25 protein-coding genes are annotated in these 22,658 nt (G+C 64.9%); 12 read left to right on the plus strand and 13 right to left on the minus strand.

The genetic code is table 11. The annotated features are described in order from the left end of the window. Window positions 1-2: 2 nt before the first annotated feature. From pqqE to ATB98_RS09120, 6 genes are all read right to left on the minus strand, one after another. The gene (gene pqqE / locus ATB98_RS09095) at window positions 3-1,127 is read right to left on the minus strand and encodes a pyrroloquinoline quinone biosynthesis protein PqqE (protein ID WP_066872261.1); all 1,125 of its coding nucleotides are present in this window, start codon (window positions 1,125-1,127) and stop codon (window positions 3-5) included. Further along, on the minus strand, window positions 1,124-1,420 hold the full coding sequence (pqqD, locus tag ATB98_RS09100; RefSeq protein WP_066872264.1) for a pyrroloquinoline quinone biosynthesis peptide chaperone PqqD: 297 nt from the start codon (window positions 1,418-1,420) through the stop codon (window positions 1,124-1,126). Before pqqD ends, pqqE begins: the two co-directional genes overlap by 4 nt. After that, window positions 1,417-2,187 (minus strand): pyrroloquinoline-quinone synthase PqqC, encoded by a 771-nt coding sequence (pqqC, locus tag ATB98_RS09105; protein ID WP_066872267.1) that lies wholly within the window; start codon window positions 2,185-2,187, stop codon window positions 1,417-1,419. The genes pqqD and pqqC overlap by 4 nt, the downstream gene beginning before the upstream one ends. After that, on the minus strand, window positions 2,184-3,095 hold the full coding sequence (gene pqqB, locus ATB98_RS09110; protein ID WP_066872270.1) for a pyrroloquinoline quinone biosynthesis protein PqqB: 912 nt from the start codon (window positions 3,093-3,095) through the stop codon (window positions 2,184-2,186). The genes pqqC and pqqB overlap by 4 nt, the downstream gene beginning before the upstream one ends. Before the next feature lie 45 nt (window positions 3,096-3,140). Beyond that, complete coding sequence (gene pqqA, locus ATB98_RS09115; RefSeq protein ID WP_066872273.1) at window positions 3,141-3,236, minus strand: pyrroloquinoline quinone precursor peptide PqqA; 96 nt, start codon at window positions 3,234-3,236, stop codon at window positions 3,141-3,143. Between the two features lie 420 nt (window positions 3,237-3,656). Further along, the gene (locus ATB98_RS09120) at window positions 3,657-4,598 is read right to left on the minus strand and encodes a LysR family transcriptional regulator (protein ID WP_066872276.1); all 942 of its coding nucleotides are present in this window, start codon (window positions 4,596-4,598) and stop codon (window positions 3,657-3,659) included. Between the two features lie 100 nt (window positions 4,599-4,698). Between ATB98_RS09120 and ATB98_RS09125 the strand changes: the two genes are divergently transcribed. The 9 genes from ATB98_RS09125 (at window position 4,699) to ATB98_RS09165 (ending at window position 14,019) form a co-directional block, all read left to right on the plus strand. After that, window positions 4,699-5,748 (plus strand): class 1 fructose-bisphosphatase, encoded by a 1,050-nt coding sequence (locus ATB98_RS09125; protein ID WP_066872279.1) that lies wholly within the window; start codon window positions 4,699-4,701, stop codon window positions 5,746-5,748. 12 nt (window positions 5,749-5,760) lie between these two features. Continuing rightward, window positions 5,761-6,630: a phosphoribulokinase gene (locus tag ATB98_RS09130; RefSeq protein ID WP_066872282.1), complete on the plus strand. Its 870-nt coding sequence runs from the start codon at window positions 5,761-5,763 to the stop codon at window positions 6,628-6,630. 11 nt (window positions 6,631-6,641) lie between these two features. Beyond that, the gene (gene tkt / locus ATB98_RS09135) at window positions 6,642-8,708 is read left to right on the plus strand and encodes a transketolase (protein ID WP_066872284.1); all 2,067 of its coding nucleotides are present in this window, start codon (window positions 6,642-6,644) and stop codon (window positions 8,706-8,708) included. 1 nt (window position 8,709) lies between these two features. Beyond that, complete coding sequence (gene fba / locus ATB98_RS09140; protein ID WP_066872287.1) at window positions 8,710-9,789, plus strand: class II fructose-bisphosphate aldolase; 1,080 nt, start codon at window positions 8,710-8,712, stop codon at window positions 9,787-9,789. A 29-nt stretch (window positions 9,790-9,818) separates the two neighbouring features. Beyond that, window positions 9,819-11,279: a form I ribulose bisphosphate carboxylase large subunit gene (locus ATB98_RS09145; protein WP_066872290.1), complete on the plus strand. Its 1,461-nt coding sequence runs from the start codon at window positions 9,819-9,821 to the stop codon at window positions 11,277-11,279. A gap of 24 nt (window positions 11,280-11,303) precedes the next feature. Beyond that, window positions 11,304-11,693 (plus strand): ribulose bisphosphate carboxylase small subunit, encoded by a 390-nt coding sequence (locus tag ATB98_RS09150; protein ID WP_066872293.1) that lies wholly within the window; start codon window positions 11,304-11,306, stop codon window positions 11,691-11,693. 13 nt (window positions 11,694-11,706) lie between these two features. Then, window positions 11,707-12,642: a CbbX protein gene (cbbX, locus tag ATB98_RS09155; protein WP_066872296.1), complete on the plus strand. Its 936-nt coding sequence runs from the start codon at window positions 11,707-11,709 to the stop codon at window positions 12,640-12,642. Beyond that, a complete protein-coding gene (gene rpe / locus ATB98_RS09160; protein ID WP_066872299.1) occupies window positions 12,639-13,331 on the plus strand; it encodes a ribulose-phosphate 3-epimerase in 693 nt (230 codons plus the stop codon). Before cbbX ends, rpe begins: the two co-directional genes overlap by 4 nt. Before the next feature lie 121 nt (window positions 13,332-13,452). After that, a complete protein-coding gene (locus ATB98_RS09165; RefSeq protein WP_066872302.1) occupies window positions 13,453-14,019 on the plus strand; it encodes a thioredoxin family protein in 567 nt (188 codons plus the stop codon). 192 nt (window positions 14,020-14,211) lie between these two features. Here ATB98_RS09165 and minE read toward each other — a convergent pair whose 3' ends face one another. The 3 genes from minE to minC all read right to left on the minus strand — a co-directional run bounded on the left by minE (window position 14,212) and on the right by minC (window position 16,112). After that, window positions 14,212-14,475, minus strand: a complete 264-nt coding sequence (minE, locus tag ATB98_RS09170; RefSeq protein ID WP_066872305.1) for a cell division topological specificity factor MinE — start codon at window positions 14,473-14,475, stop codon at window positions 14,212-14,214. Beyond that, on the minus strand, window positions 14,472-15,287 hold the full coding sequence (minD, locus tag ATB98_RS09175; protein WP_066872308.1) for a septum site-determining protein MinD: 816 nt from the start codon (window positions 15,285-15,287) through the stop codon (window positions 14,472-14,474). The genes minE and minD overlap by 4 nt, the downstream gene beginning before the upstream one ends. A gap of 69 nt (window positions 15,288-15,356) precedes the next feature. Beyond that, window positions 15,357-16,112, minus strand: coding sequence for a septum site-determining protein MinC (gene minC / locus ATB98_RS09180; RefSeq protein ID WP_066872311.1), 756 nt, complete (start codon window positions 16,110-16,112; stop codon window positions 15,357-15,359). A gap of 233 nt (window positions 16,113-16,345) precedes the next feature. Here minC and ATB98_RS09185 point away from each other — a divergent pair, with 233 nt between their 5' ends. Further along, on the plus strand, window positions 16,346-16,630 hold the full coding sequence (locus ATB98_RS09185; RefSeq protein WP_192934013.1) for a dynamin: 285 nt from the start codon (window positions 16,346-16,348) through the stop codon (window positions 16,628-16,630). Between the two features lie 149 nt (window positions 16,631-16,779). Here the strand turns inward: ATB98_RS09185 and nadE are convergent, their stop codons facing one another. From nadE to asnB, 4 genes are read right to left on the minus strand one after another with little or no spacing between them, the layout of a single operon-like run. Continuing rightward, window positions 16,780-17,790, minus strand: coding sequence for an NAD(+) synthase (gene nadE / locus ATB98_RS09190; RefSeq protein WP_066872314.1), 1,011 nt, complete (start codon window positions 17,788-17,790; stop codon window positions 16,780-16,782). Further along, window positions 17,787-19,334: a class I adenylate-forming enzyme family protein gene (locus tag ATB98_RS09195; protein WP_066872317.1), complete on the minus strand. Its 1,548-nt coding sequence runs from the start codon at window positions 19,332-19,334 to the stop codon at window positions 17,787-17,789. The genes nadE and ATB98_RS09195 overlap by 4 nt, the downstream gene beginning before the upstream one ends. A gap of 29 nt (window positions 19,335-19,363) precedes the next feature. Next, window positions 19,364-19,630, minus strand: coding sequence for an acyl carrier protein (locus ATB98_RS09200; protein ID WP_066872320.1), 267 nt, complete (start codon window positions 19,628-19,630; stop codon window positions 19,364-19,366). A 28-nt stretch (window positions 19,631-19,658) separates the two neighbouring features. After that, on the minus strand, window positions 19,659-21,596 hold the full coding sequence (asnB, locus tag ATB98_RS09205) for an asparagine synthase (glutamine-hydrolyzing) (protein WP_066872323.1): 1,938 nt from the start codon (window positions 21,594-21,596) through the stop codon (window positions 19,659-19,661). Between the two features lie 376 nt (window positions 21,597-21,972). On the opposite strand from asnB, the gene ATB98_RS30335 reads away from it, so the two are divergent. Further along, complete coding sequence (locus ATB98_RS30335) at window positions 21,973-22,095, plus strand: hypothetical protein (RefSeq protein ID WP_268801781.1); 123 nt, start codon at window positions 21,973-21,975, stop codon at window positions 22,093-22,095. Between the two features lie 252 nt (window positions 22,096-22,347). Next, window positions 22,348-22,620 carry a hypothetical protein gene (locus ATB98_RS09210; protein WP_234781894.1) on the plus strand — a complete coding sequence of 91 codons (273 nt, stop codon included), beginning with the start codon at window positions 22,348-22,350 and terminating at the stop codon, window positions 22,618-22,620. Window positions 22,621-22,658: the final 38 nt, after the last annotated feature.

A 22,658-nucleotide genomic window follows, 5' to 3' on the forward strand; every position in this document is an offset into this window, starting at 1 on the left:
GTTCACCGGCCGCGATAGATCAGGCCAGCCGACTGCGTCGTCGAAAGCGCATCCGCTTCGCGCGTCAGCCGCTCGCGAAGCGGTGAGCGGATGCAAACCGGGTCCGTTGCGCTGGCGTCGCCGGCAAGCGCCATGGCCTGGCAGCGGCAGCCGCCGAAATCCACCTTCTTGCGCTCGCAGCTCCGGCAGAGCTCCGGCATCCAGTCCTCGCCGCGATAGGCATTGAAGGCGTCGCTGTCGTACCAGATCGCGGCAAGCGAGGTTTCGCGCACATTCTCGAAGGACAGGCTCGGAATGGTTTCCGCGGCGTGGCAGGGAAGCACCCGTCCCGACGGCGTGACGTTCAGCCCCACCCGGCCCCAGCCGCCCATGCAGGCCTTCGGGTATCTGGAATGGTAGTCGGCCGGCACGTAGTCGATCACCAGCACGCCCTGATATTTCTCGCGCGCCTCGGCGACCGTTCGCGTCGCCCGCTCGACCTGCTCGCGCGTCGGCATCAGGGCCGCCTTGTTGCGCTCGGCCCAACCGTGAAACTGCACCGTGGCGATCTCCACCCGCCGCGCCTTCAGCCGGATCGCAAGCTCGATCATCGCGTCGATCTCGCCCATGTTCTCCCGGTGGCAGACGGCGTTGAGGGTCAGCGGAATGCCGGCACCGGCCACCCAGGCGGCGACGGCCATTTTCCGTTCATAGCCGCCCTGATAGCCGCCGATCCGGTCGGCGCTTTCGGGGGAGACGCCCTGGAGCGAGAGCTGAAGGTGGTCGAGCCCGGCATCGGCGAGGCTGCCGATCCGGGCCCCGGTCAAACCCACGCCCGAGGTGATGAGATTGGTATAGAGCCCCAGGGAAACCGCCGCCCGGGTGAGTTCGACCAGATCCCTGCGCGAGGCCGGCTCGCCGCCCGACAAGTGCAGATGCAAGACGCCGAGATCGGCGGCTTGCCTGAAGACGCCTATCCATTCCTCCGTCGACAGCTCCTCGTTCGCCCGCGTCAGCTCGATCGGATTGGAGCAATAGGGGCAGGCGAGCGGACAGCGATGCGTCAGCTCGGCGAGCATCGCCATGGGCGGCGGAGCGCGCGGAATGTCGCGCGCGATATCGCCGGCGGAGGTGACGCTCGTTCTCATTCGACGATCTCCAGCATGCGGCGGACGGCAAGCTCGTGGATGAACGTCTCGACGTCCTCCGCGATCCGGGCGACGGGAGCGTCGAACTTTTCGGCAAAGTCGGCGGCGATCCGCTCGAGGCTCCGCTTGCCATCGAGGGCCTCGACGATGGCAACGGCGATATCGTCGAGCGCCATGGCGCTTTCCGGCGCCAGCAGCACCGTCTGGCCGCGGACCGGATCCTCGCGCAGCCGCACCCCTCGCGCCAGCTTGACGACGCTGGAACCGGAAATCCGAGGGGCATCGCCGCTCATTCGGCTGCCTCCGTCGCGATCGTCTTGCCGACGACGCCCTCCTCGCCGTCCCAGCCGCCCGGCGGAATGCGGCCCGGCGTCACATAGGCGGAATAGAGCGCGTCGAGTTGCGACCAGAGAACATCCGTCTTGAAGGTGAGCGCGGCTGCGGCCGCATCCTGCTTTTCGCGGGTGTCGGCGTGATCGAGGACAAAGGAGAGGCCGAACTCGACATCGCGCGGCGCCTCGTTCAGCCGCTGGCGGAAATAGGCGAGCGCCGCATCGTCCGCGAAGGCATAGTGCTCCAGCAGCCCGGCGATGCGCTCCGAATGGATTTTCGGCGCGAAAAGCTCGGTCAGCGAGGATGCCACCGCCTCGACGAGCGGCTTTTCCCGGACGAAGGACACATAGGCGTCGACGGCAAAGCGGGTCGCGGGCAGCACCCCCTTGGTCGAAGCGACATAAGCAGGGTCAAGGCCGACAGCTTCGGCGAGACGCAGCCAACGGCGGATGCCGCCGCCCTCGTCGATGCCGCCGTCATGGTCCTCGATGCGGGAGCGCCAGGCCCGACGCAGGTCCGGGTCGTCGCAACGCGACAGGAAAGCCGCATCCTTCATCGGGATGCGGCTCTGGTAATAGTAGCGGTTGATGACCCAGGCGCGAACCTGCGTCATCGTGCAGTGGCCGCCATGGAGCATCACGTGAAAGGGGTGCTTGTCGTGATAGCGCTCCTTGCCGATCTCCAGAAGCCGGGCATGAAAAGCGTGCTTGTCGGTTGGCGTCGTCAAAGTCGGACCTCCATGCCGTCGAACCCGACTTCCAGGCCTCGTCCCTCGACGCGTTCGCGCTCGGCGCCGGGCCGCCAGATCGGGTTCGTGTTGTTGATGTGGACGTAGATCTTTCGGCGAATGTTCAATCGCGCGAGCGCATCGAGGCTGCCTCCTTCGCCGGCGATCGGCATGTGGCCCATGCGACGGCCCGTCTTCCGGCCCGTTCCGGTCGCGATCATCTCGTCATCGCTGAAGAGCGTGCCGTCGAAGAACAGCGCATCGGCCCCTTCGAGGCGCGCGGCAAGGGCGTCGTTCATCATGCCGCAGCCCGGAATGTAATAGACACGTCTGCCGCCGGCGCGCAGCTCAATTCCGACCGTGTCTTCGCCTTCAACGTTGAGGTCCGGTTCGCCGTCTTCGAGAAAGAGCGGAACCTTGCCGGGCACGGCGAACACCCGCGCTTCAAGGCCGGGGAGCGGGGAGAATGCCTGCTCGATCGCGATGGACTTCCTCGCAACGAATTCCGGATCGAGCACGCCGAAGATCGCGTTCCCGGCGATGATGCGGTCGACGGCCGCGGTCGCGAAGACGGTGAACGCCTGCTTTTCCCTGAGGACGAGCAGTCCCGCCAGGTGGTCGATATCGCCGTTGGTGAGGACCACGCTTTTGATCGGCGTGTGGCGCAGGCGGCGCGGCTGCAGTTGCGGATTGGCCTGAATCTGCTGGCGGATGTCCGGCGAGGCGTTGAAAACGGCCCAGGCTTCGCCATCGAGACTGACCGCGAGGGAGGATTGCGTCTGCGGCTTGAGGGGGGACGCCGTATCGCGCGCCGCCGAACAGTTTGCACAGCCGCAGTTCCATTGCGGAAGGCCGCCGCCGGCGGCGGCCCCCAGAACGATGATGCGAAGATCGGACGTTTTCTTCACCGGGAGATACCTAATGCGTTTCGGACCGACCCTCGCTGCGCTGCCTCAGAAGAGGATCGGCTCATCCCCGTCAGCGGGAACGTAGCGGGTGATTTCCATAGCGCAGCTGACTTCGATGAATTTCGGTTTGTGCCAGGCCATATTTCCTCCATTCGGCTTGGGTTGGGTGCTCGCTCCCGTTCTCGCAGGCGCCCTCGCAGCCGGGGCGAGCATGGAACAAGCGGCGCCCGGGACGAGCGCGGCTTGAGTGAACGGCCGGGTGGCTTGCGCCTCATCCGGCGAGGCCCGGCAGCGCCGTGGCCGGGCTTCTTCGCAAGGTCGGTTTCCGCGCGGGCTGGCGGGCTGAAAGCCTCGCGGCTCGCCGCTTTCGACAATCGGCCGACAAGCGATCGCGCTATCTCCTCCTCCGTCTCGAATGGTAGCAAGCGGGGTGGGGACTAGCAATTACGACCTAGGTCGACATGCCGGCGGCTTGCGAAGGCGGCACATTTGTGCGCCCGGCCGCTTCACGAAGCCGGGCGTGCGGCGAGCAAGGCGACAGAGGAGCCGATCGCTATCCGCTCAGCGGAAGGCGTTTGCGGGGTAGGGTTTGCTCACCACCGGCAGATAGCGCGCACCGGAAGCGAGCAGGAAGCGCTCGAAGGCCTGCACGGCCGGCGTCGCGGCACGATCCATGCGCGTGACGCTGAACCATTGGCGGCGGATCGGCGTGTCGACGACGTCGAGGATGACGAGGCGCCCGAGCTTCACCTCCTGCTCGATCGTATGGGCCGAGATGAAGGCAATGCCGAGGCCGGCGATGACGGCCTGCTTGATCGTCTCGTTGGAAGCGATCTCGGTGCCGACTTCCTCCAGCTTGTGCGGCGTGTCGCTCAGGAATATCTCCAGCGAGATACGCGTCCCCGACCCCTTTTCCCGCACCAAAAATTGTTCCTGGGCGATCCGCTCGCGCGAAATCTCGAGAATGCCCGCGAGCGCGTGGCCGGCGGGGGCGATGAAGACCAGCGGATGATCGCCGAACACCTGCGCCCGCACCTCGAAGTCGCGCGGCGGCCGCCCCATGAGGGCGATATCGACCTCGTGATCCCTCAATTTGGCGATGATCTCGGCACGGTTGCCGATGAAGAGATTGATCTCGATATCCGGCATCTGGTCGCGGAAGGCGGCAATGAGCTGCGGCGCAAAATATTTTCCGGTCGACACGACGCCGAGGCGCAATCGCCCGGTTCTCAGCCCCTTGATGGCACCGATCGAATCCTCGAGCGCCGCCAGGCTGTCCTCGACCGCCCGCGCCGCCTCGAGGAAGGCAAGACCGTAGGCCGTCGGAACCATGCCGCTGCGCGTCCGGTCGAACAGCGGCACGCCGGCATCCCTTTCGAGCTGCTGGACCTGCAGCGTGAGCGCCGGCCCGGTCACACGCAAGGCCTCGGCCGCGAGGTTGATCTTCCCCAGGCGGCAGATGGCTTCCACGGTGCGGAGCTGGCGAATGGTCAGGTTGCGCATACAGCAAGAGTAAGAAAAGCTAACTTCCCAAGTCAATCGAATAAATTTTACAAACTCTCCGTTTGCGCCATGCTGCCCTCAACATTCTGGAGGAGGCATCATGTCAGGCGCAACGCTCGAGGCTTATCTCAGCTCACGCACCGCCAATGGCGACGATATCGGGCAGGAAGTCGCCGCGGTGATCCAGAGGCTGGCAACCGCCGCCCTCGTCGTCCGCAAGATCGTCAATCAGGGGGCGCTCGGCACCGCGTTCAACGGCACCGGCGGCGGCACCAATGCCGACGGCGACCTGCAGAAGGACCTGGACGTCCTGTGCGACGAGCTCTTCCTCTCCTGCCTTCAGGAAGCACCCGTCGCCCACTACGCCTCGGAGGAGCTCGAAAAGCCTGCCCTCCTCGATCCGACCGCGCGCCTTGCGGTTGCCGTCGATCCGCTCGACGGTTCGTCCAACATCGACGGCAACATCTCCATCGGCACGGTCTTCTCGGTGGTGCCCGCCGTCAAGGGACCGGACACCGACCCTGCGCAGTCCTTCCTGCAGCCCGGAAACCGCCAGCTGGCGGCCGGCTTCTTCATCTATGGCCCACAGACCACGCTCGTCCTGTCGCTCGGCAAGGGCACGGAGATCTTCATCTTTTCCAATCGGCTCGGATGCTTCGTCGAGGCCTACAAGTCGGTCAGCATCCCGGAGCGCACCAGCGAGTTCGCCATCAACATGTCGAATTACCGCCACTGGGAAGAGGCCGTCCGGCTCTATGTCGACGATTGCCTGGCGGGATCGGAAGGGCCGCGCGAGCGTGACTTCAACATGCGGTGGGTCGCCTCTCTGGTCGCCGAGACCTATCGGATCCTCGTTCGCGGCGGCATCTTCCTCTACCCCGCCGACGGTCGCAAGGGCTACCACCAGGGCCGGCTGCGGCTCGTCTACGAGGCCAATCCGATCGCCTTCGTCATCGAGAATGCCGGCGGTGCGGCCACGAACTCCATCACCCGCATTCTCGATCTCGTTCCGGAAAACCTGCACCAGCGCGTGCCGCTGGCTTTCGGCTCGCAGCGCGAGGTGGCGCGCGTCGCGCGCTATCACGTCGACCCGAACATGATTGGCGAACGCGCGCCGCTCTTCGGCAAGCGCGGCCTGTTTCGCGCCTGAGGGGAACAACACATGTCCGCCAAATATCCGATCATATCGATCACCGGCTCGTCCGGCGCCGGCACCACGACCGTCAAGGACACGTTCGAGAAGATCTTCAAGCGCGAGAACGTCCGCGCGTCCTTCATCGAAGGGGATGCCTTCCACCGCTACGACCGCGAAAGCATGCGCCGCAAGATAGCCGAGGAGAAGGCGAGAGGCGTCGACTTCACCCATTTCTCCGCCGAGGCGAACGAGCTGGAAATCCTCGAAAGCGTCTTTGCCGAATATGGCCGGCGCGGCGTCGGGCGCACCCGCCACTATGTGCATGACGACGCCGAGGCCGCGAAATATGGCGCCGCCCCCGGCACCTTCACGGACTGGGAGGAGTTCGGCGACAGCGACCTCCTGTTCTACGAGGGATTGCACGGCTGTGCCGTCACCGACGAGGTCAATCTCGCCCAGCATTGCGACCTGAAGATCGGCGTCGTTCCGGTGATCAATCTCGAATGGATCCAGAAGATCCACCGCGACAAGGCGACGCGCGGCTACTCCACCGAGGCCGTGACCGACACGATCCTCCGGCGGATGCCCGATTACGTGAACTATATCTGCCCGCAGTTTTCGCTGACCGACATCAATTTCCAGCGCGTGCCGATCGTCGACACGTCGAACCCCTTCATCGCCCGCTGGATACCGACGGCGGCGGAATCGATCCTGGTCATCCGATTCGCCAAGCCGCAAAGCATCGATTTCCCCTACCTCCTGTCGATGCTCCACAACAGCTTCATGTCGCGCGCCAATTCCATCGTGGTGCCGGGCGACAAGCTCGACCTGGCCATGCAGCTGATCTTCACCCCGCTCATCCACAAGCTGCTCGAGCGCAAGCACCGCATGTCGTGAGGAGACCACCCATGAATGTTTCGCAGCAGATCGACACCCGTGCCGCCGCATCGGAACGCAACATGGCCGACGCCATCCGCTTTCTCGCCATGGATGCCGTCGAGAAGGCCAAGTCCGGCCATCCCGGCATGCCGATGGGCATGGCCGACGCGGTGACCGTGCTCTTCAACCGCTTCATCCGGATCGATCCTTCGCTGCCCGACTGGCCGGATCGCGACCGTTTCGTGCTTTCGGCCGGCCACGGCTCGATGCTGCTTTATGCCATCCATCACCTGATCGGCTTTGCCGACATGCCGATGGCGGAGCTCTCGGCCTTCCGCCAGCTCGGCTCGAAGACGGCCGGCCATCCGGAATACGGCCATGCGCTCGGGATCGAGACGACCACCGGCCCGCTCGGCCAGGGGATTTCCACGGCCGTCGGCATGGCGATCGCCGAGCAGATGATGGCCGCCCGCTTTACGAGTTCGCTCTGCAACCACTTCACCTATGTCGTTGCGGGCGACGGCTGCCTGCAGGAGGGCATCAGCCACGAGGCGATTGACCTTGCCGGGCATCTGAAGCTGCGCAAGCTCATCGTGCTCTGGGACGACAACCGGATATCGATCGATGGTTCGACCGACCTCTCCACCTCCATGAACCAGCTTGCGCGCTTCCGCGCCGCCGGCTGGGATGCGCAGAGCGTCGACGGCCATGATCCGGAGGCGATGGCGAAGGCGATCGAGCGGGCGCGCCGGACCCGCAAACCGTCGCTGATCGCCTGCCGTACCCGGATCGGCAAGGGCGCGGCAACCATGGAGGGCTCGCACAAGACCCATGGGGCCGCACTCGGCGAGAAGGAAATCGCCGCGACGCGCGAGAAACTCGGCTGGCCCCACCCGCCCTTCTTCGTACCGCCGGAGATCAGGTCCGCCTGGCAAAGGGTGGCCGCGCGGGGCCGGATGGCGCGCGAGGCATGGGAAATCCGGCTGGACGCTTCGCGCTCGAAAAAGCGCTACGAACGGACGATCGGCCGGGAACTGGACAGGGAAGTGGCCGATCTCCTGGCGAAATTCCGCGCCGCGCATCGCAAGAAAGCGTCGAAGGTCGCCACGCGGCAGGCCTCGCAGATGGTGCTGGAGGTCATCAACGGCGCGACGGCGCTGACGATCGGCGGCTCGGCCGACCTCACCGGCTCGAACCTGACGATGACGTCGCAGACTGAAGCCATTGCGCCCGGCAATTTCAAGGGACGCTATCTGCATTACGGCATCCGCGAGCACGCCATGGCGGCCGCCATGAACGGGATTGCGCTCCATGGCGGCTTCATCCCCTATGGCGGCACCTTCCTGGTCTTTTCCGACTATGCCCGCGGCGCCATGCGTCTCTCGGCGCTGATGGGCCTTCCCGTCATCTACGTCCTGACCCATGATTCCATCGGGCTCGGCGAGGACGGACCGACGCACCAGCCGGTCGAGCATCTGGCGATGCTCAGGGCGACCCCCAACCTCAACGTCTTCCGGCCCGCCGACATCATCGAGACGGCCGAGTGCTGGGAGATCGCGCTTGGCGAGAAGAAGACGCCGAGCGTCCTTGCCCTGTCGCGTCAGGCCCTGCCGATGCTGCGCCAGAGCGAGGGGGAGGAGAACCTGTCGGCGCGCGGGGCCTATGTGCTGAAGGAAGCGCGCCGGCGACGCGACGTCACGCTGCTTGCCACCGGATCGGAGGTCGAGATCGCCCTTGCCGCAGCCGAACGGCTGCAGGCCGAGGAGGGCATCGAAGCGGCGGTGGTCTCCATGCCCTGCTGGGAGAAGTTCGAGGCCCAGGATGCAGCCTACCGGCGGCAGGTCCTCGGCGACGCGCCGCGCATCGCCGTCGAGGCGGCCGGCCGCCTCGGCTGGGATCGCTGGATGGGGCCGGACGGCGTCTTCGTCGGCATGCCTGGCTTCGGCGCCTCGGCGCCCGCCGGAGACCTCTACCGCCATTTCGGCATCACCGCCGACCACGTCGTCGCGGAAGCCTTGGAGCTGGTTCGCGGGGATTATCGGGAAGCGCCGCTCACGAGACCGAGAGACGTCATCACATCATCCAGGGAGGTTTGACATGGCCCGCATCACGCTCCGCCAATTGCTCGATCATGCCGCCGAACGCAGCTACGGCGTGCCGGCCTTCAACATCAACAACATGGAACAGGGGCTGGCGATCATGGAGGCGGCGCGCGCCTGCGATGCACCGGTGATCCTGCAGGCCTCGCGCGGCGCCCGCACCTATGCCAACGACATCATGCTGGCCAAGATGATGGAAGCGCTCGAGGCGATGTATCCCGACATCCCGCTCTGCATCCACCAGGACCACGGCAACAATGTCGCGACCTGCCTCTCGGCGATCCAGCACGGCTTCACCTCGGTGATGATGGACGGCTCGTTGAAGGAGGACGCGAAGACCCCGGCCGACTATGCCTACAACGTCGCGATCACCGCCGAAGTGAGCCGCCTCGCCCACATGGTCGGCGCTTCGGTGGAAGGCGAACTCGGCTGCCTCGGCTCGCTCGAGACCGGCCACGGCGAGGCCGAGGACGGTCACGGCTTCGAAGGCGCGCTCGACCGGTCGCAGCTTCTGACCGACCCGGACGAGGCCGCCCGCTTCGTCGCCGAGACTGAGGTCGATGCGCTGGCGGTGGCGATCGGCACCTCGCACGGCGCCTACAAATTCACCCGCAAGCCGACCGGCGACGTGCTCGCCATGGACGTCATCGAGAAGATTCACGAGCGGCTGCCGAACACCCATATCGTCATGCACGGCTCGTCCTCGGTGCCGCAGGAGTGGCAGGACGTCTTCAACGCCCATGGCGGCGAGATGCGCGAGACCTACGGCGTGCCCGTCGAGGAGATCGTCAGAGGCATCCGCTTCGGCGTGCGCAAGGTCAATATCGACACCGACCTGCGGCTCGCCGCAGCCGCCGCCTTTCGCCGCGTCGCCGATACGAGCCGCAGTGAATTCGACCCGCGCAAGTTCCTGAAGCCCGCCATGGACGCCATGTCTGCCGTCTGCAAGGCCCGTTTCGAGGCCTTCGGCACTGCGGGCAACGCCTCCCGAATCAAGGTCGTCCCGCTCGCGGAGATGGCCCGGCGCTATGCGAGCGGCTCGCTCAAACCCCTGGCAACGCGGTCCGAGGCCGCCTGACGCAAGCTATCAAAGGAAAGGACTTCGCCATGAACGCCGATGCAAAGACAGAGATCAAGGGCAAGGAACGCTACAGGGCCGGCGTGCTCAAATACGCGCAGATGGGCTATTGGAACGGCGACTACGAACCGAAGGACACCGATCTGATCGCGCTGTTCCGGATCACGCCGCAGGACGGCGTCGACCCGATCGAGGCGGCCGCCGCCGTTGCCGGCGAAAGCTCGACCGCCACCTGGACGGTCGTCTGGACCGACCGGCTGACCGCCTGCGACCAGTATCGCGCCAAGGCCTACCGGGTCGATCCGGTCCCGGGAGCGCCGGGGCAATATTTCTGCTATGTGGCCTACGACCTCATCCTCTTCGAGGAAGGATCGATCGCCAATCTCACCGCATCGATTATTGGCAACGTCTTCTCGTTCAAGCCCTTGAAGGCGGCAAGGCTCGAGGACATGCGGCTGCCCGTCGCCTATGTGAAGACCTTCAAGGGCCCGCCGACCGGCATCGTCGTCGAGCGCGAGCGGCTCGACAAGTTCGGCAAGCCGCTGCTCGGCGCCACCACCAAGCCGAAGCTCGGGCTGTCGGGCAAGAACTATGGCCGGGTCGTCTATGAGGGACTGAAGGGCGGCCTCGACTTCATGAAGGACGACGAGAACATCAATTCGCAGCCCTTCATGCATTGGCGCGACCGCTTCCTCTACTGCATGGAGGCGGTCAACCACGCCTCCGCCGTCACCGGCGAGGTCAAGGGGCATTACCTCAACGTCACCGCCGGCACGATGGAGGAAATGTACCGCCGTGCCGAATTCGCCAAGGAGCTCGGCTCCGTCATCGTCATGGTCGACCTCATCGTCGGCTGGACCGCCATCCAGTCCATCTCGGAATGGTGCCGGCAGAACGACATGATTCTGCACATGCATCGGGCCGGCCACGGCACCTATACGCGGCAGAAGAACCACGGCATCTCCTTCCGCGTCATCGCCAAATGGCTGAGGCTCGCCGGCGTCGACCACCTGCACGCCGGCACCGCCGTCGGCAAGCTCGAAGGCGACCCCTTGACCGTGCAGGGCTACTACAATGTCTGCCGCGAGATGAAGAACGAGGTCGACCTGCCGCGCGGGCTGTTCTTCGAGCAGGACTGGGCCGACATCAAGAAGGTCATGCCGGTGGCCTCCGGCGGCATCCATGCCGGCCAGATGCACCAACTGCTCGACCTCTTCGGCGACGACGTCGTGCTGCAGTTCGGCGGCGGCACGATCGGGCATCCGATGGGCATCCAGGCGGGCGCTACCGCCAATCGCGTCGCGCTCGAAACCATGGTGCTTGCCCGCAACGAGGGCCGTGACATCGCCAACGACGGCCCGGAAATCCTCCGGGCGGCGGCCAAATGGTGCAAGCCGCTGGAAGCGGCGCTCGAGACCTGGGGCAACATCACCTTCAACTACACCCCGACGGACTCCTCGGACTTCGTCCCGACCGTAAGCGTCGCCTGACGCATCAGAGAAGGAAAGACGATCATGCGTATCACTCAAGGGTGCTTCTCGTTCCTGCCGGACCTGACGGACGAGCAGATCACGGCGCAGGTGGAATATTGCCTCGGCAGGGGATGGGCGATCGGCGTCGAGCATACCGACGACCCCCACCCCCGCAACACCTATTGGGAAATGTGGGGCAATCCGATGTTCGACCTCAAGGATGCCAAGGGCGTGATGATGGAGCTGGAGGATTGCCGCAAGACCCACCCGCAACACTACATCCGCCTCAATGCCTTCGATTCCAGCCGCGGGCTCGAGACCGTGACGATGTCCTTCATCGTCAACCGTCCGGAAAACGAACCGAGCCTCAGGATGACCCGAACGGAGAGCCGCGGCCGCAGCCAGCATTACGCCTGGGAAACGCGAGCGTAGGAGGAGCAAACAGATGGTGATGCCGGAAGCTCAGCCGGACCCCGAAACCCTGCCGACATCGGTCGATCTCGCGGAGGAATACAGGGTGTCCGGCGTCGCCGAGATCCTCGAGGAGCTGGATCGGGAACTTGTCGGACTAAAGCCCGTGAAGCAGCGGATCCGCGAGACGGCAGCCCTGCTGCTCGTCGAGCGGGCCCGCCGGGCGATGGGGCTCAGCCATGAGCCGCCGTCGCTGCACATGAGCTTCACCGGCAATCCCGGCACCGGCAAGACGACGGTCGCCTTGCGCATGGCCAATCTCTTGCACCGGCTCGGCTATATCCGCAAAGGGCATCTGGTATCGGTGACGCGCGACGATTTGGTCGGGCAATATATCGGCCACACCGCGCCCAAGACCAAGGAGATCCTGAAGAAGGCGATGGGCGGCGTGCTGTTCATCGACGAGGCCTATTACCTTTATCGCCCCGACAACGAGCGCGACTACGGCCAGGAAGCGATCGAGATCCTCCTGCAGGTGATGGAGAACAACCGCGACGACCTGGTGGTCATTCTCGCCGGCTATGCCGACCGCATGGACCGGTTCTTCGAGAGCAATCCGGGCTTCCGCTCACGCATCGCCCACCACATCGATTTCCCCGACTATGACGACGGGGAGCTCTTGTCGATCGCCGAGACCATGCTCAGCCATCAGGGCTATCGATTCGACACCAAGGCGGCGACGGTGATGAGCGACTATATCGCCCGCCGGCGGCAACAGCCGCATTTCGCCAATGCGCGCTCCATCCGCAATGCGCTCGACCGCGCCCGGCTGCGCCAGGCGAACCGCCTGTTCGAGGAAAGCGCCGGGCCGGTCAATGCCGAGCAACTCTCGACCATCACGGCCCGGGACATTTCCGCCAGCCGTGTCTTCGGCATGGTCGAGCCCAAACATCCGGAGACATCGTCATGAGCAGGAAGACCCTCATAGCCCCCTCGATCCTGTCGGCCGATTTCTCGCTGCTCGGCGAGGAGGTCGAGGCCGTCTCGAAGGCGGGTGCCGACTGGATCCACCTCGACGTGATGGACGGTCATTTCGTGCCGAACATCACCTTCGGGCCTCCGGTCATCAAGGCGATCCGCAACCGGACCGACAAGGTGTTCGACTGTCATCTGATGATCGCGCCGGCCGACCCGTTTCTAGGCGCCTTCGCCGATGCCGGCTGCGACGTCATCACCGTGCACGCCGAAGCGACCATCCATCTCGACCGGTCCTTGCAGGCGATCCGCAATCTCGGCTGCAAGGCCGGCGTCTCGCTCAATCCTTCGACACCGGAAACGGCAATAGAATATGTGCTCGACCGGCTCGACCTGATCCTCATGATGACGGTCAATCCCGGCTTCGGCGGCCAGGCCTTCATCCCGGCGGTCGTCGAGAAGGTGCGGCGCGTGAAATCGATGATCGGCAACCGTCCGATCCAGATCGAGATCGACGGCGGCGTCACGCCCGAGACCGCGCCGCTGGTTGCCCGGGCCGGCGCCGACGTGCTGGTTGCCGGGTCCGCGGTCTTCAAGGGCGGCCGGGAGGCCTATGCCGGCAATATCAGGGCGTTGCGCGCCGCCGCGGACGCACCCGGATTGGCGACCCTCGGCTCACGGTGACGACGGGCGACGCCCCGGAACCGGAATCGTGATCGCATTTGCGCGTGAAGCGGGCGGAAATCCGCGTACACTTGGCTATCCGTTCTCGGCTATCCGTTCTAGAAAGAGGAGTTGAAGCAACATGGCAGCGACCCCGCCCCTTTGCAATTTCGGCTGGAAGGCGGTCGACGCCCGCCTGCAGGCGACCGATGGCCGGACCTATTCGATCCTCGACCTTTCCGGCCCGAACGGGCTCGTCGTCGCCTTCATCTGCAATCATTGCCCATATGTGAAGGCGGTCATCAGCCGTATCGCCCGGGACGCGAGGGACCTCAAGGACCACGGCATCGGCTTCTTGGCTATTAACGCGAACGACGCCGAGGCCTATCCGGAGGATTCGTTCGACAACATGAAGCGCTTTGCCGCGCAGCACGCCCTGCCCTTCCCTTACCTCCACGATGAGGACCAATCCGTCGCCAAAGCCTATGACACCGTCTGCACGCCCGACTTCTTCGGGTTCAACAGCGACATGGAACTGCAGTATCGCGGTCGCCTGGACGCCTCGCGCAAGGACATCGGCCCTGCCGATCTGAGGCGCGACCTCTACGAGGCGATGGTCATGGTGTCGCGCACCGGGAAAGGCCCGGCGGAGCAGCAGCCCTCGATCGGTTGTTCCATCAAATGGAAGACTTCGCCGTATCAGCCTTGACGCCGTTCCGCCCACGAGCGCCAATAAGGGACCACAAAAGCGGAAAGCCCGGGCACTGCTCCGGGCTCCCGTCACTGTTGCGACTACGGCGCCGCGCATCAGACGCGCGGCGCCGCAGGACTTCGAATTGCTACCCTGTCTTTGTCCTTGAACCGAGGTCGCTTCAAGGAGACCTGGAACGGAGCGACCCTCTCAGGCCGCCCGGACCCCCGCCGTGATCGGGATCTCGATGTCGACTTCCAGCGTGGTGACGTGCTCGCCGCGGTCCATCTTCACGCTCACCCTGTCGCGGTCGACCTGCACGTGCTTGGCGATGACGGCAAGGATTTCCTCCCGGAGCACCGCCACCAGGTCCGACTGCCCGACCGAGGCCCGCTCATGCGCGAGCAGGACCTGAAGGCGCTCGCGCGCCGTCGGCGCGGAGCTCTGTTTGCTGAAGAAACGGAATATGCTCATGCTGCCCTCCGTCCGAATATCTTGCCGAGGAAGCCTCGCTTTTCTCCCGGAATGGTGATCGGCAGCGTTTCGCCGGCAAGCCGGCGGGCGGCGTCGAGATAGGCGATCGCCGGGGCGCTTCGGCTGTCGGCGAGCGTCACCGGGGCACCGAGGTTGGAAGCCTTGAGGACGTCGGCGCTCTCCGGAACGATGCCGATGAGCGGGATCGACAGGATCTCCAGGACATCGTCGACCTTCAGCATGTCGCCGCGTTCGGCGCGGACGGCGTCGTAGCGCGTCAGCAGCAGGTGCTTTTCAACCCGCTCTCCCCGTTCCGCCCGCTCCGTCTTTGCATCGAGGAGGCCGATGATGCGGTCGGAGTCGCGAACCGAGGAGACTTCCGGGTTCGTCACCACGACGGCGACGTCGGCGTGGCGCATCGCGAGCGTCGCGCCGCGCTCTATGCCGGCCGGGCTGTCGCAGATGATCCAGTCAAAGTGCTTCTTCAACTCGTCCATCACCCGCTCGACACCCTCGGGCGTCAGCGCATCCTTGTCGCGGGTCTGCGATGCCGGCAGCAGGAAGAGCGTCTCCAGCCTCTTGTCGCGGATCATCGCCTGCGTCAGCTTGGCGTCGCCCTGTATGACGTTGACCAGGTCGTAAACGACCCTGCGCTCGGCCCCCATGACGAGGTCGAGATTGCGCAGGCCGACGTCGAAGTCGACGACGACCGTCTTCTCGTTGCGCTGGGCCAGCGCCGCGCCGAGTGCGGCGGTTGAAGTCGTCTTGCCGACGCCGCCCTTGCCCGATGTAACAACAACAACTTTCGCCATCTTCCCGCTCCTGTTGCAGAGCGGGCCCGCATCCCGCTCCAATCCGTTAGAATCGAGCCGGCAGCCGGCTCAGTTAAGTCTCTCCGCCATGATCGAATCGCCTTCGAGCCAAAGCTGCACCGCCTGGCCGCGAAGTCCCGGCGCCATGTCCTCGGCGGTCTTGTAGACGCCGTCGATCGCAAGCAGCTCCGCCTCGAGCTTGCGGCAGAAAATGCGCGCCGATGCATTTCCGACCGACCCTGCCAGCGCTCGTCCCCTGAGTGTCCCGTAGATATGGACCGAACCCCCCGCGATGATTTCCGCACCCGATGCCACGGAGCCGATGACCGTCACGTCGCCTTCGGGAAAGATCACCGACTGGCCGGAGCGCACGGGCTCCCGGACGATGATCGAGGCCGTGGCCCGGGCCGGCTGGACCTCCTCGCGGATGACCGGCGCGGCCGATGCGACCTCGGCAGCGGCCTTCGACGATTCGGCCGCCGGCTCGTTCTCCGGAACCTCGAAATCGGGGGCCGGACGGCCGCCCTTCATGGCCGGCGGCATGCCCGGCTCGAAGAGCGACGGACGGCCGCCTTCGATGCCCATGATCCTGACATTGCGCTTGCCGAGCTCCTCGATGAGGCCCTTCAGTTGCGCCCGGTCGATCTCGAGGTCGGCCACGTCGAGGACGACCGGCCGGCCGAGGAAAAAGCCCGCCGAACGGGCGGCGAGATCGTCGAGTCGGCCCAGCCACCAATCGAGCGGCAGTTCCGGGGAAAGTACGAGCGCCAGGAAGGAGCGGCCCTTGATACGGATCGAACGAGCGTCGGTTAGCACTTTGGTCATCTTCGTTAATTTTTCATTGCCAAGATGTAGCCGACGCATGGTTAACAAATAGTTAATCCGACCTCCTTCTTTGCCCCGCGAAGGCCTCGTCGCGGAGGCGCCGGCGGCGCGCGGCAAGGCCCCGCAGCCACCATTCATTGAGGGGCGGAGAGGGATTATCTCATTGCTATTCAACGCTTAGCCAGATGCATGATAGGCTAGCGGCTCATCTGCGGTTGATTCGGCGATGGCTAATGCGCCTTCAATCGAAGATGGTCGTCAGCAGCGGAGGAATCAGCATGAACCGAAATGTGATCATCGGCATCATAGTGCTCGCGATCGTCATCCTCGCGGTCATCTTCTTCATGCCGGGAACGCAGCAGGAAGCGGAGCAGCCCGCACCTTCTGCAACGGAAACGACGCCAACCCAGCCGGCGCCAGCCGAACCGGCACCAACGACGCCTGCCCCGGCCGAACCGGCACCGACGACGCCTGCCCCGGCCGAGCCCGCGCCTGCCCCGGCTCAGCCGGCTCAATAAGAGCTTCGCGAAATCGCACGTCCCGTTCGCGGCGGGACGTGCGGTCTGATATTGGAGGACGACTGGTCCTAAACCGAACGCCGGCTCGCGCGACGGCGGGTGCAGCGTTGAGGTTCGTATGCACACGCGGGCGGTACAGCGCCCCCGCGTCAGTAGCGGGTGATTTCCTTGACGGGCTCCACGAGCTGCGGCCCGAGATGCAGGTAGCGCGTCGCCTTGCGCTTGGCCGCGATGTCCGCCCAGACGCGTTTCACCTCGTCGGCGTTCAATTGCGCCGCACGCCCCACCGCATCGGCGCCGATACCGTTGTTGAGGCCGTAGAGGCAGAGGTCCATCCGGTCGTAGGGCAGCGAGAAATAGAACTCCTCCTGCGTCTGTGCGAGCGAATAGGTGTCGGTCGTCGGTGGCCGGCGGCGGATTTCCTCGGGCACCCCGAGATAGCCGGCAAGCGCATAGACCTGCGACTTGTAGAGATGGGCGATCGGCTTGACGTCGGCGGCCCCGTCGCCGTTCTTGACGAAGAAGCCCTGGTCGTATTCGAGCCGGTTCGGCGTCCCCAGCACGGCGAAGTTCAGCCGGTCGGCATGAAAGTATTCGATCTGCTTGCGGGTGCGCTGCTTCATGTTCGTTGCCGCCACGATGCCGAGATAGGCGGAGGGCGGCATGCGCAGCTTCGTCTGCCTGCCCTCCGGGTCCTGGACGACCAGCGACGAGATATTGTAGCCCTCACCCTCGAGCGCATTGGCGATGACGATCTTCGAGGCCCAGCCCGGCCCGTAGCCGGGCACGAGTTCGCGGATGAAGGCGTCGCGGCGCGCGTAGCAGCCCATCGCGGCAAGCGTCGGTCCGATATCCTCGACGATCGCCTCCACCCCGAAGGTTTCGGCGACCAGCCGGCCGAGGCGCAGGCTTTCCGGATCGGAGTCATTTTCCGGCATGAACAGGCAGAAGACATTTTTCGCGCCGACGGCGCGAACCGCGAGCGCCACCGAAACGCTGGAATCGATCCCGCCCGAAAGCCCCAGCACCAGGCCGCGCTTGCGCATCGCCCGCAATTGCGCCCTGAGCCCCGCGACGATCCGTTGCGTCTCCACGGCCTCGTCGATCTTCAGCGCATCGGCGGAGAAGATGAATGCGTCCTCACTCGGGCGGATATTCATTCTGCGGGCTCCAATGTTTCGGCCGCAAGCCGGCGGCTGACCTTGCCTGTGTCCGTTTTCGGCAGTTCGGTGCGGAATTCGACGATCTTCGGCACCATGAAATCCTCGAGATGCCGGGCGCAGTGGCGGATGATGTCCTTTTCGGAAAGCGTCGGGTCCGAGAGCACCACGAGCGCGCCGATCGCTGCCCCGAGCACCGGATCGGGAACGCCGATGACGACCGCCTCCGCAATGCCCGGATGGGCGTGCAGCACGGTCTCGACCTCCTTCGGCGCCACCTTCTCGCCGCGCGTCTTGATGATGTCGTCCTTGCGTCCGACGAAATAGAGGAAGCCCTCCTCGTCGGTGCGGAAGAGGTCGCCGGTATGAAGCACCTTTTCCCACGGGTTCGGCCCCGGGCGAAGCATCTGGGCGGTCGCGGCATCGTTGCGCCAATAGCCCTGCATCACATGCGGACCGCGGATGACGAGTTCGCCGGGGACGCCGGGCGGCACGCGCTTGCCCTCGTCGTCGACCACGAAGGCCTCCGTGTTGGGAATGGCGATGCCGACCGATCCGGGCCGCCGGTCAAGCTCCTCGGGCGGCAGATAGGTGCAGCGCTTGCACTCCGTCAGCCCGTACATCGAATAGAGGCGGGCGGTCGGAAAGAGCTCCCTCAGCCGCGCGATATGCGCCGGCGGCAGCGCCGCCGCGGTGTTGGATAGGTAGCGCAGGCTCGGCAGGAAGCCGGGTTCGAGGTCGCGCATCTGCAGGATCATCGCCGCCATCGTCGGCACCAGCGGGAAGCCGGTGACGCCCTCGGCGCGGATTCGCTCGAAGATCGCCTGCGGGAAGGCGAAGGATTTCTCGAGCACGAGCGTGGCGCCGAGCCGGATCGTCATCAGCAGTTGATAGAGGCCGTAGTCGAAGGCGAGCGGCAGGACGTTGAGGATGATATCGTCGGGCGTGTTGCGCAGATAGGTGGTGATCGACTCCGACGCCGCATCGATATTGCGGTGGGTCATCATCACGCCCTTGGGCCGGCCGGTCGAGCCGGACGTATAGATCAGCATGGCGAGGTCGACGTCGATGCCGCCATGGCGGACGGGCGCGCGCTCTGCGGCAAGGCAGTCCTCGAAGGATGCGGCCCCCTCGGGGGTACGGCCACCCGGCGCTGCGGTCGAGGCGACGAATAGCGCATTGTCCGGCGAAAGAGCCAGCGCCTCGGCGACGACCGGCATCAGTTTCGCCTGCGTCAGGATCGCCGCGGCTTCGCAATCCGCGACGATATAGGCGAGCTTGTCCGCCTTCGTAGACGCATTGATCGGGCTGAAGGTCGCGCCGGCCTTTAGGATGGCGAAGATCGCCACCGCCGCCTCCCAGCAATTGTCCATGAAGACGAGGACGCGATCGTTCCGCTTTACGCCGTTTGCCTGAAGGGCGGTCGCGAGCCGCGCCGAAAGATCGTCGAACTCAGCGTAGCCGAGCCGCCTGCGGTCGGTGATCAGCGCCGTCTTCGCCCCGTTGGCCGCAGCATTGCCGATGAGGAATTGCTCGAACCGCATGGTCGTGATGCCTCCAAGCGCTCAGTCGGTCAGGCCGAGACCGGCACGGCGGCTTTCGCCTCGATAAAGGCCGCGATGCGCGCAAGCGAATCGAGGTTCTGGGGCACGATGTCGCTATCGGCCATGGCGATCCCGAAATTGTCCTCGATGAAGGCGACGAGTTCGAGCACCCCGGTGGAATCGATAATGTCGTTTTCGATCAGCGAGGCGGTGTCGGCAAGCTCGTACGAGCCGTCGCCGAAGAGGAAGTTCTCGATAATGAAGGCCTTGACCCTGTCCTTAACCGTATCCGTCATTTCCACTTATTCCCTTCCATGAAAGATTTCAGGCAGCGTCCGCCGTGCGGAGCCTGCTGCCGGTGAATGTCTGAAGCCAGAGTTGCGTCGACAGGATGCCGACGAAGGCGGCGTTGTCGCGGAAGCCGGAAGCCGGGCGCGATCGGCATTTCTCGTGGAGCTTCGACACGGCCCTGGCGTTGAAGAGCCCCCCGGCGGCGATCGCGTCCTCGCTCATGGCTTCGCGGACGTAGTCGAGCTCGCCGGCGCCGCTGAAGGCGTGGCTGTCGGGGGCGCGATAGGGCTGCTTCGTCCGTTTGCCGATCGCGGGCGGCAGGAGGTCCTTCGTCGCCTCGCGCAGGATATGCTTCTCCGTGAGGCCTTTCAGCTTCATCTCGGGCGGCAATCCGGCGGCAAACTCGACCAGCCGATGATCGAGGAAGGGGAAGCGGCCTTCGATCCCGTGCGCCATCGCCATCCGGTCGCCCTGGCTGGAGAGAATGTAGCCGGGCAAGAGGAAACGGGCCTCGATATATTGCGCCTGGTGAAGCGTGTGCCAGCGCGCGAAATCCCCGGGCAGCCGGCTCATGAGCTCGTCGGCCGCATCATAGCCCTCGAGCTCGGCGCGCAGGTCGCCGGAGAAGAACATCTTCGTCGCCGCGGTGCCCTTGAAGCGCGGGCGATGCGAGAAGAGCGGGTCGTCGAGGGACACGTCGCCGGCGCCGAAGAAAGCCGCCAGATATTCGGCCGATTGCTGTTTCAGCCCCGGCAGGTAGGGGTAGAGCTTGCGGAAGAGATGCGGCCTGATATGCGAACCCGGCTGGCGTCCGCAGAAGCGGCGCACGCGCGCCTCCTTGAAGATGTCGTAGCCCGCAAAGACCTCGTCGGCGCCCTCCCCCGTCAGCACCACCTTCAGGCCAGCCTCGCGCACGAGGCCGGAAAGCTGGTAGAGCGGTGCCGGCGCCGTGCGGATGACCGGCCGCTCGGTGAAGCGGATCACATCGGGAAAGACCCTGGCGATGTCGCCGCCGCGGCACGCCACCGCGCCATGCCGCGTGCCGAGCGCTGTCGCCATCTCCTCCTGGAAGGCGCTCTCGTCGTGCTCCGCGCTGTCGAAGGTGACCGAGAAGGTCCTCAAGCCCTGCGGCGTCATGCCTGCCGCCAGAGCCGAGACGATCGACGAATCGAGCCCACCCGAGAGATAGGCCCCGACCGGCACGTCGGCGCGCATGCGGATGCGCGTCGCATCCGTCAGCAGAGCGCGCAGTTCCTCCGCCGCCTGCCTCTCGTCCGTGTAGGCCGGCGGCTGATCCCGATCCGGATATTGAAGGCACCAATAGGCCCGCGTCGTCACGCCGCTCTGGTCGGCGATCATCACATGCGCGGGCTCGAGCTCGTGGATGTCGCGGAACGGAGTGCGCGGCGCGATCGGCGCCCAGATCGTGAAGATCTGGTCGAGCGCGATCGGGTCGAGCGCCGCCGACAGACCCGGCACCTCGAGCAGCGCCTTGATCTCGGAGGCGAAATAGAGCGTACCGCCGTGCATCGTATAGAACAGCGGCCTGACACCCATGCGGTCACGCGCCAGCATTATCCGGCGCCGGCGCGCGTCCCATAGCGCAAAGGCGAAGTCGCCGTTGAGCACGGACACGCAGTTCTCGCCCATCTCCTCATAAAGATGGAGGATGACCTCCGTGTCGCTGGACGTACGAAAACGGCGGCCCCTGGCGCGGAGCTCGTCGCGCAACTCGACATAGTTGAAAATCTCGCCGTTGAAGGCGATCGTCAGGTCGCCGCTCGCATCCGACATCGGCTGCTGGCCGTCGCCAAGCCCGACGATCGACAGCCGCACATGGCCGAGGCCCGCCTCGGGCGTCGTGAAGATGCCATGCTCGTCCGGCCCGCGATGCGCGATCGCGGCCGTCATTCTTTCGAGCAGGACCCTTCCGTCCCGTATTGAACCAAGATAGCCGCTGAAGCCGCACATGCCAAATCCCACGCCCGCTTTGACCGTGCGAACATAGACGAGATGGCGGCAACAAAGGTTAATGTCGGAAGAATTCTGCGAGGATGGTAAATGCTTCAAGAGCTTTCGGCAATAAACCCCGCTTTTGCTCATTTGGCGTCGCTGAAAGTAACTGCAATTCTACTGGATAAAGGTTTACGATAATTTTAATCAAAGCATAATAAACCTGCTTGTCGCAAGATTAACAAGCCGATAACGGCGGTCGCGCCGCGACCCAGCACTGTCCCCGCGCCGCTTGCAAACAGCCGCGGCGCGAGGCGCACAGACGTGGTTTCCTTTTTATTAAGGAAAAGCGTCCAATCTTCTCGTCTGACGTGCAATGTCTCCGGAGCGCATGATGAGCTACGATTGGACCGGTGAGCGGACGCGCCGACTGAGGATGATGCGGTACGGCATCGCCATCGCGATCGCCGCAGTCGTGATCGCGGGCGCCGCAACCTTGGCCTTGCAGGGCGCCTGATTGAGCCCCGCGGCGTGCGGGCGGCACGCCACCACTACCACTTATCCTAACCCGAATTGACTAAGCGCTAAACCTTGACGCGAGCCCGCGCCCGGAGTGGAATCCGGCATGAGGCGTCGGCCTTGAGGCCGCCGAACGACCCCTTGAGGGTGGGGCGGCCTCACCAGTTTCGAGGGGCGATGGGTGCGCCCCGCCGGTTAAGCGTCGGGCGGGGCCACCTATTTTCACCGCCGCGCCGGGACCGCCGGCACCATGACCAAAGCGATTTCTTCATGGGTTCGCAGGTTCTGCCGGAACAAAGAACCCTCTTGCGTGTTCCTTGACGCAGCCCGCGAGGAGGACCAGATGCAGCAGAAATTCATGTCGACGGATGCGTTCCTGCGCCTCGAAAAGGAATGGCAGCGCATGCGCCATGCAAGGCACAATCTCGAGATCGAGGCGGTCCGGCCGGACGATCAAGGCATCGGCGTGTCGACCGGCCTGGAGCCGGCCAGTATCACTCCGGGCCAGATTAAATCTTCGTAAGCTATTGAAAAAGCACTAGACTGCGCTCCCGCTTCTCA

The sequence above is a fragment of the Sinorhizobium saheli genome, from assembly GCF_001651875.1.
Taxonomy (GTDB): Bacteria; Pseudomonadota; Alphaproteobacteria; order Rhizobiales; family Rhizobiaceae; genus Sinorhizobium; species Sinorhizobium saheli.